Here is an 8,260-nt window from a genome sequence, read left to right on the forward strand (position 1 = left end):
GCCGCCGCCGCCGAGGGAGCCACGGCCGCCGAGCCCGGTGGCCCGCTACCTCGCGAACCTGCCGGCGAACGTCCGCAGCGGCAGATCTGCGCTGGTGACCACCCCGGCGGGCGCGGCGATGACCGACCTGATCGAGTTGAGCGCGGGCAGCCCGGTCACGGTCATGCCGATGGACGCGAAGTCCTCGGGATCGGAGAGGTCGACGCCGGGGGCGGGGAAGATCATGTGCTTGTTGTAGATCTGCGGATCGCCCTTGATCATCGTGATGTAGCACCCCTTGATGTCCCACTTGGGCTCGGTGAGCGGGGTCATCTGCCACTCGAGGTGGGTCTCGATCCGCGAGACCCCGTCGACCATCCCCAGGTACTTGATGTAACTCCCGCCGAGGGACCCCTCGGGTAGCCGGTACCAGCCCAGGTCGACGTCCTCGGTGCAGGCGCCCAGTTCGCAGTCGAACACCACCTCGTCCAGCTCGAGGTCGAACGCGTCGGCCATCATGTACACCGAGTCCGCGAACACCTCGGTGTACTTGCGCAGCATCCCCGGCAGCGCGGGATCGTCGACGGGCCTGCCGTAGCCGACCTCCGTCCAGGTGTCGGCGGAGTGGTGACAGGACACGTCGACGGACTCGATCGTGGTGACGTTCTCGATGTCGGCCACGTCGGCCGAGGCGACCAGGCCGAGGATCTGGTTGAGCCCCGGGTTCATGCCGGTTCCGTAGAAGGTGGCCCCACCGGACTTCGCGGCCTCGTCCAGGATCTCCCGCCACGACCGGCCGGACGGGTGCGGATGGTTGAGATCGCGGTGGTGCCCGGTGATCCAGTCGGCGGTGGTGACGATGTTGATGCCGGCCTCGAGGACCTGCAGGTAGAGGTCCTCGTCGGGGAAGACGCCGTGGAACGTCACCACGTCCGGCCGGGCCGCGACGATCTCCTCGACGGTGCCGGTCGCGAGAATCCCGACCGGCGCGATGCCGGCCAGCTCGCCTACGTCTCGGCCGACTTTCTCGGGCGAGTAGCAGTGGACGCCCACGAGTTCGAGGTCCGGGTGGGTGCCGATCCGCTTGATCATCTCGCTGCCGACGTTGCCGGTGGCGACCTGGAACACGCGGGCGGGCTCACTGGTGCTGCTGGTCATCTGAGGTGTCACCTTTCGGGGAGTGGATGATCGGGATAGAACTGGGTGGCCCATGTCCGCAGGGCGGTGAACCCCTCGTATTCGCCGGGGGCGAGCGCGGCGGGGTCGGAGTACTTCTGGTGTCTCCAGATGGCGAGGTCGGCCTCGAACTGCTCGATCACGCCGCGGCCGTGCCTGGCCGCGCGCTCGGCGGACTCGGCGTCGCCCAGGTCCGGGCGCCGGCGGATCCAGACGGAGAACCGGACGTCACAGGTCTCGTCGTCGACGGGGGTGACGCAGGTCGCGGTGCGGTTGTCGACCATCCCGTGGCTCCGGGTGACGGCGACCCCCAGCCCGCCGTTGATGGCCTCGACCCCGCTGTCGACCTCCTCGATCGAACCCGGCGAGCCCTCGAACGCGATGGTGAAATCGACGTAGGAGACCGGCTCGTCGAAGTCCTGCCTGGTGAAGACCGGGATGATCGGCACTTTGTGGACGAACCCGAAGTGCGCGAAGTCGACCCCGTTCTCCAGGACGTACTGCGGATGGAGGTGGAGCCGCTCCTCGACGAGCGTGGTCCGCGGGTGGCACGGGTGGTAGTCCTCGGCGCGCGTGCCGTCGTCCCAGCTGGTGAAGACGTCGGGCACGTCGAAGTACGGCTCGCGCCCCTCGAGGTCGTGCCAGATGTAGATCGACTCGTTTCGCTCGACCACCGGGTAGGTCCTGATTTTGCGGCCGAGGTTCGGGCGGTCAGCGTAGGGGATGGTGGTGTTGCGCCCGTCCGAGTTCCACTGCCAGCCGTGGAAGGGGCACTGGATGGTCTCGTCGACCACGGTGCCGCCGTGGCCGAGGTGGGCGCCGAGGTGCTTGCAGTACGCGTCCATGACGGCGACACGGCCGGATCTGCTCCGCCAGGCCACCAGGTCCTCCCCGAACGCGGTGACCCGGTGGACGTGGCCGACGGGGACCTCGGCCGCCCACGCCACCTGGAACCAGCCGGTCGGCTTCATGGGGAGCGGGGGCTTGGGCATCGCTGAACTCCAATCTCTGGTCGAACGATCAACGGGTGGTCAACCGCGTCTGCAAAAACAGAATGGCGATTCTGCGAAGGTAGCATCGAGGTGTGGAGGCCACAGGAAAAACGACGACGACGACGACGAGGACCGGCGCCCGCGAGGACAAGCTCCGCGGCTACCGCCAGCAGATCCTCCACGCCGCGGAACGCGAGTTCGGCAAGGCCGGGTTTACCGCCACGCCGATGAACTCGATCGCGGCCACTGCCGGGTTGTCGCTGGCCACCGTGTACAAGTCCTTCTCCGGCAAGGCGGAGATCTGGGACGCCCTGCACCGCACGCGGATGGACGCCCTGCTGGAGGCGGTGCGCGAGGCCGACGCCGGGGAGCCGGGACTCGAGCGCCTGCTCACCGGACTGCGTCGGGTCTTCCTCTTCCTGGCGGCGCACCCCGCCTATCTCGAGATGAATCTCCGGGCCGGTGGGGGATGGGCGAGCAGCGTGGAGGGCGCCCACGGGATCCAGCGCACGGTGTGGAGCTCTGGCCTCGAGGTGATCGCCGCCGGGATGCAGGCCGCGGCGGATCGGGGGGAGCTCGCCGGCCTTGATCCCCGCATCGCTGCGGGGATGGCGATCTCTGCCCTCCAGGTGTGGCTGTCCGAGTGGGTGCGCTCGGAGCGGGCCGAGGATCCGGAGGCGCTGGTCGACGACATGACGCGGCGACTGCGCCTGCTGTTGACTAGCTCGGGTACCTCTCGGCCGCCAGGGCGCTGAGTCGCCGCAGGAAGCGGCGGAACAGCAGGTTCATCACCGGCCGGACCGCAGTGAGCGAGAGGTTGGTCGCCGCGTTGCCGTGCATCGCCAGGGTCCACGTGAGTCGGCAGCCGCCCTCGGTGGGCACGATGTCGTAGGCCTCGGCGAAGGCGTGGATCCCCTTGGTGGAGCTGGCGTTGAACCGGAATGCCATCCGGCGCTCCGGCTCCCACGCCAGGAACTCCTCCTCGCCGACCAGGCCGCCGAGCATGTGGACGGTGCGGGTGGTGCCCACGCCGTACGGGGGCTCGCTGGTCCAGACCACCTTGGTGATCACGCCCGCCCAGCGCGGCCACGAGTCGGCGTCGACGAAGATCTCGAACAGCTGTCGCGGCGTGGCGGGGATCGCCACGCTGTTGGTGAAGCGGAACCGGGCGGTGTCGGTGTACTCGACGTCCACCGGTTCACAGGGGTGCATGGTCGGCATCGCCCCTCCTCTCGTCTGACCCCTGGAGGTCCATGTCCCGAGGGTAGAACACGTTCTTGTCCCGTGGGTCGTTCAGGCGGGCCGTGCCCTCACAGAAACCGCTCAGGAGCCCCCGACTAGTCTGGGTCCAAACCGGCGCCGCGACAGGTCGGCGCGCCGCGAACCGCAGATGGACCCCATGCCAGAGCCCAGAACCGCCGCCGCCCGCTCCACGCTGGGCACCACAACCGCATTCCTGCGCAACTCATGGCGCACCCTCACCGCCATGCGCACGGCGTTGATCCTGTTGTTCCTGCTCGCCGTGGCGGCGATCCCGGGCGCGCTCCTGCCCCAGCGCAGCCTCAATGAGGGCAACGTCAACGACTACATCGCCGAGAACGGCTGGCTGGGCGAGTTCTACGACCGCCTACAGCTGTTCGACGTGTTCTCCAGCTGGTGGTTCACCGCCATCTACGTCCTGCTGTTCATCTCGCTGATCGGCTGCCTCACCCCGCGCTGCTTCGAGTTGGTCCGGCAGCTGCGCACGCCCCCGCCGCTCACTCCCCGCAACCTCTCGCGCCTGCCCCATCACGCCGCGTACCGCACCACGGCCTCACCCGAGCAGGCCGCCGACCAGGTCAAGGCCCAGCTCAAGGGCTGGCGGGTTCGGCGGAACGACGGCGACGGCCGCGTCCCCGGCACCATCGAGCTCTCCTCCGAGCGCGGCTACACGCGCGAGGTGGGCAACATCGTCTTCCACTTCGCCCTGCTCGCCCTGCTGATCACCTTCGCGGCCGGCAAGTTCGTCTACGCCGAGGGCATGCGGGTGATCATCGCCAACGCCGAATCGCCGGCCTTCTGCAACACCACCCCCAGCGCGTATGACACGTTCCGCGCGGGACTCCTGGTCGACGGCACGGATCTCGAGCAGTTCTGCATCAAGATCGAGGACTTCCGCGCCGACTACCTGCCCAACGGCCAGGCCGAGATGTTCACCTCCAACGTGCGGTTCACCGAGGAGGTCGCGACCACCGATCCGCAGACGTGGGAGCCGTACGAGATGCGGGTCAACCACCCTCTGCGCGTCGGGTCGACCCGCGTCTACCTGCAGGGCCACGGCTTCGCGCCCACCTTCACCGTCACGTTCCCCAATGGCGAGACCCGCACGGACACTCAGCACTGGCAGCCCACCGAGCTGCAGACGTTCTTGTCGTCGGGCATCATGCGCTTCGACCCGCCGGCCGGCCTGTACCCGGACCTGATGGAGCGGCGCACGCAGCAGATCGCCGTGCAGGGCCTGTTCGCGCCCACGGCGTCGTTCGACGGCACCATTCTGAGCTCGCGCTTCCCGCGGATGGACGACCCGGCGGTGGCGATCGACGTCTACCAGGGCGACGCCGGGCTCGACACCGGCCGCCCGCAGTCAGTCTTCTCGCTGGAATCCGACCTCATCGAGACCGGCGCCCTCGAGCGGCAGGCGCGCGTCAACCTCTTCCCCGGCGAATCCACCACCCTCCCCGACGGCACCGAGGTCCGGTTCGACGGCGCCGACGAGTTCATCAACATCCAGGTCTCCGAGGACCCCACGCAGATCTGGGTGGGTGTCTCGGCCGCGGTGATGATGGCCGGACTGATCCTCAGCCTGATGGTGCGGCGCCGCCGCATCTGGGCGCGCGTGACCGTCGACGACGACGAGGTGACCCGTGTCGACCTGGGGGGCCTCGCCCGGACGGACCGGATGGGCTGGGGATCGGAGTTCGACGAGCTCCGGGACCGGCTCGTCGCAGCGGCGGCCGTCACACCTGTCTTGCCCGAGGAGCCCGACTCGGGACACACTGCAATTAGTCGCGGCACCGCCGGCGACGCTCCGCGGAAGGACGACACCCGGTGAACTCTCTGATACTCGCCCAGGGCCTGCCCATCGACGAGACGCTCTCGACGTACAGCGACCTGGCGTTCCGCACGTCGTTCGCCATCTATGTCCTGGCGCTGATCGCCTCGCTGATCTACTACGCCGGCTTCCGGGTGGAGAAGGTCTCGCCGAGGCAGCTCGCCGGAGCCGGCGGGCCGGGACTCACCGAGTCCACGTCTCTCACCGATACCGGCGACGAGGACCGCGCGTCCGCGGGCAACGTGCGCTGGGCGCGTATCGCGCAACTGTTCGTCACGATCGCCTTCGTGTTCAGTGCGTCCTCGCTGGTGCTCCGCGGTGTGGCGACCGACCGTTTCCCCTTGGGCAACATGTACGAGTTCATCCTGGCCACCACCGTTCTCGCGGTGGGCACGGGACTGGTGTTCCTGCGCAAGCCCGCGTTGCAGGTGGCGTGGCCGTTCGTCCTCGCCCCGGTGTTGCTGCTGCTGTTCTTCGGCGGGACCCATCTGTACTCCGAGGCCGCCCCGGTGGTGCCCGCACTGCGCTCGTACTGGCTACCGATCCACGTGACGATCATCTCGTTGGGCTCGGGCATCCTGCTCATTCCGGGCGTCGTGTCGATCATGTACCTGCTGCGCGTGTGGCAACCCCAGGGTCAGGAGAAGGGGTGGGCCACGCGACTGACCCGGCCGCTGCCCGCCGCCGAAACCCTGGACCGGTTGGCGTACCGCACCACGGTGATCGGCTTCCCGATCTACAGCGTGGGCATCCTGCTCGGGGCGGTCTGGGCGGAGAGCGCGTGGGGCCGCTTCTGGGGCTGGGATCCCAAGGAGACCGCGTCGTTCATCTCCTGGGTCCTCTACGCCGGGTACCTCCACGCCCGCGCGACCAGCGGCTGGGGCCCCAAGAAGGCGGCGTGGATCAACATCGCGGGTTTCGTGGTGTTGGCGTTCAACCTCTTCTTCATCAACATCGTGGTCTCGGGCCTGCACTCCTACGCCGGGCTGAACTAACCCCCACACTGCCCCGCCCTGCCCCGCACCGCCCCGGCCTGCTGTGGTTGGTCGACATCACGCTGTGATTGCTTGACATCTCGCAGCTCCCCGCGCGGACTCTCGCGCATTCTGGCGACCAACTGGGCCGGCTGTCCTCGTGGCCGTGCTACTCGCTGCTCCGGGCGGCGGACCAGGTTTGTCCTCGACATCACCCGCGTGAGCTGGGGTGCCCTTCAACCCGGTTGCAGGGCACGGAGGTGGTCGCGCCTCTGAGCTGGGAGAGTGCGACGACGACGATGAGTTCCGGTCGCCACCGGGCATTCAACTGCTCGGTGGGCCGTCCGGGCCGGGGCTGGCGGAGGGGCTCATCTCGAGCATTCAGCTCGAGCGCCCTGACCGACCACGAGCCAGTCAGAGCTGCGCGAGCAGGTCCTTCCAGACGGGCTTCCAATACTCGATCGCCTCGGCCGAGTCGAGCTTGGTGTGCGTCAGCCCCACCGTGGACTTGCCGTTCTTCTTGTCGCTGAAGTTCAGGGCCACGCGCGTGCCGTCGGCCAGCGGGACCCGCCAGTAGCGCCACTTCTCGCTGCTCGAGGTGGCCGCGGGCGCCTCGACCTCCACACCGCCGAACTCCTCCCGGTCCCCGGCGAGGTCCACCCACGCCTGCAGCGCCGCGTCCATGTCCCCGGTGATGGTCCGCGAGGTCGACAACTGGAAGTCGCCGGTGCAGGACTGGCCCGGAACCCGCAGTCCGGCGTGCTGCTCGTAGGCGATGGCCGTGCCCTGGGCCCACCACTCGGCGCGCTCGACCGACTCCGGCATCATCTCGAGCGCCGCCTTCGCGATCGCCGAATGCGGCATCTCCCGCGCGCCGGCCTGCTCGAGCCTCTCGACCCAGTCGTCCCACGATCGGCCGGTGGCGGAGGCGATGGCAGGGGTGTTGGACGGCTTGGTCATGCCGCCAATGATGCCCCGTCCCGGCGCGCTCCGGCCAGCCTTCGGAGTCAGACGTCCACCCCGGCGCGGCTGGCTCGCGGCCACCCCGGCGGGACCGGTTCCCAGCCAACTGCCAGCGAGCTGCCGGGGAATCGCCACGATCCCTCGGCATACTGTGCACGTGGACGCCACAGCGAGCAACGCCCCCGACGCCCGGCCCGAGGCCCGGGTGCTGGTGGTCGACGACGAGGAGAACATCGTCGAGTTGCTGTCGGTCTCACTGCGGTTCCAGGGGTTCGAGGTCGAGACCGCCCGCACCGGCGCCGAGGCGATCGACAAGGCCCGCCGCTTCCGGCCCGACGCGGTGATCCTGGATGTGATGATGCCGGTCATGGACGGTTTCGACGCGGTCAAGCGGCTGCGCGCGGACGGCTGTGACGCGCCGGTGCTGTTCCTCACCGCGCGGGCCGCCGTGGCCGACCGGGTCGCTGGGCTCACCCTGGGGGCCGACGACTACGTGACCAAGCCGTTCAGCCTCGAGGAGGTGGTGGCACGGTTGCGCACGATCCTGCGTCGCGCGGGCACGCTGTCCGGGGCCGAGCGCAGCTCGCGGCTCACCTTCGCCGACCTGGAGCTGGACGAGGACAGTCACGAGGTTCGCAAGGCGGGCCGGGCCGTCGCGCTCTCGCCCACCGAGTTCACTCTCCTGCGATATCTGATGGTCAACTCCGGGACGGTGCTGTCCAAGGCGCGCATCCTCGACCACGTGTGGGACTACGACTTCGGCGGAGACGGCGGCGTGGTCGAGTCCTACGTGTCGTACCTGCGCAAGAAGATCGATACCGAGGAGCCGAGACTCATCCACACCATCCGCGGCGTCGGCTACGTGTTGCGCGAACCGCGCTGATGCCCAGTTCGCCGGGCTTGCCCGCCTCGTCGTCAACCGCGGCCGCCGCACCCACCACGCGGCGTCGCGCGGTCCCGCTGCGGGTGAGTCTGGTCCTGCTCGCGGTGGTCCTGACCGCGCTGGCGCTGGTGGTCTCGGGGGTCGCTGTCACCCGCGCTCTGGAGGCCTCGATGCTCGAGCGGACCGACGCCGCGCTGCACCA

8 protein-coding genes and 1 pseudogene are annotated in these 8,260 nt (G+C 68.9%); 5 read left to right on the forward strand and 4 right to left on the reverse strand.

Annotated features, from left to right (window positions below):
- Nucleotides 1-45: 45 nt before the first annotated feature.
- Complete coding sequence (locus G6020_RS12685) at nt 46-1,137, reverse strand: dihydrodipicolinate reductase (RefSeq protein ID WP_182610868.1); 1,092 nt, start codon at nt 1,135-1,137, stop codon at nt 46-48.
- A gap of 8 nt (nt 1,138-1,145) precedes the next feature.
- Complete coding sequence (locus G6020_RS12690) at nt 1,146-2,147, reverse strand: Rieske 2Fe-2S domain-containing protein (protein ID WP_182610869.1); 1,002 nt, start codon at nt 2,145-2,147, stop codon at nt 1,146-1,148.
- A 92-nt stretch (nt 2,148-2,239) separates the two neighbouring features.
- Here G6020_RS12690 and G6020_RS12695 point away from each other — a divergent pair, with 92 nt between their 5' ends.
- The gene (locus tag G6020_RS12695) at nt 2,240-2,902 is read left to right on the forward strand and encodes a TetR/AcrR family transcriptional regulator (RefSeq protein WP_182610870.1); all 663 of its coding nucleotides are present in this window, start codon (nt 2,240-2,242) and stop codon (nt 2,900-2,902) included.
- Here the strand turns inward: G6020_RS12695 and G6020_RS12700 are convergent.
- Nucleotides 2,868-3,368 (reverse strand): SRPBCC family protein, encoded by a 501-nt coding sequence (locus G6020_RS12700; protein ID WP_179523364.1) that lies wholly within the window; start codon nt 3,366-3,368, stop codon nt 2,868-2,870. The two genes, G6020_RS12695 and G6020_RS12700, sit on opposite strands and share 35 nt — an antisense overlap.
- 178 nt (nt 3,369-3,546) lie before the next feature.
- On the opposite strand from G6020_RS12700, the gene G6020_RS12705 reads away from it, so the two are divergent.
- Nucleotides 3,547-5,238 carry a cytochrome c biogenesis protein ResB gene (locus G6020_RS12705; protein WP_182610871.1) on the forward strand — a complete coding sequence of 564 codons (1,692 nt, stop codon included), beginning with the start codon at nt 3,547-3,549 and terminating at the stop codon, nt 5,236-5,238.
- Nucleotides 5,235-6,233, forward strand: coding sequence for a c-type cytochrome biogenesis protein CcsB (gene ccsB, locus G6020_RS12710; RefSeq protein ID WP_017835842.1), 999 nt, complete (start codon nt 5,235-5,237; stop codon nt 6,231-6,233). Before G6020_RS12705 ends, ccsB begins: the two co-directional genes overlap by 4 nt.
- 393 nt (nt 6,234-6,626) lie before the next feature.
- On the opposite strand, the gene G6020_RS12715 is transcribed toward ccsB, so the two are convergent.
- The gene (locus G6020_RS12715; RefSeq protein ID WP_182610872.1) at nt 6,627-7,172 is read right to left on the reverse strand and encodes a hypothetical protein; all 546 of its coding nucleotides are present in this window, start codon (nt 7,170-7,172) and stop codon (nt 6,627-6,629) included.
- A gap of 160 nt (nt 7,173-7,332) precedes the next feature.
- Here G6020_RS12715 and G6020_RS12720 point away from each other — a divergent pair, with 160 nt between their 5' ends.
- Both G6020_RS12720 and G6020_RS12725 read left to right on the forward strand, forming a co-directional pair.
- Nucleotides 7,333-8,058 carry a response regulator gene (locus G6020_RS12720; RefSeq protein ID WP_182610873.1) on the forward strand — a complete coding sequence of 242 codons (726 nt, stop codon included), beginning with the start codon at nt 7,333-7,335 and terminating at the stop codon, nt 8,056-8,058.
- Nucleotides 8,058-8,260, forward strand: a pseudogene (locus G6020_RS12725) (two-component sensor histidine kinase); the annotation flags it as partial. The gene G6020_RS12720 and the pseudogene G6020_RS12725, both read left to right, overlap by 1 nt.

This window comes from Dietzia sp. B19, from assembly GCF_014145155.1.
GTDB classification, from domain to species: Bacteria; Actinomycetota; Actinomycetes; order Mycobacteriales; family Mycobacteriaceae; genus Dietzia; species Dietzia natronolimnaea.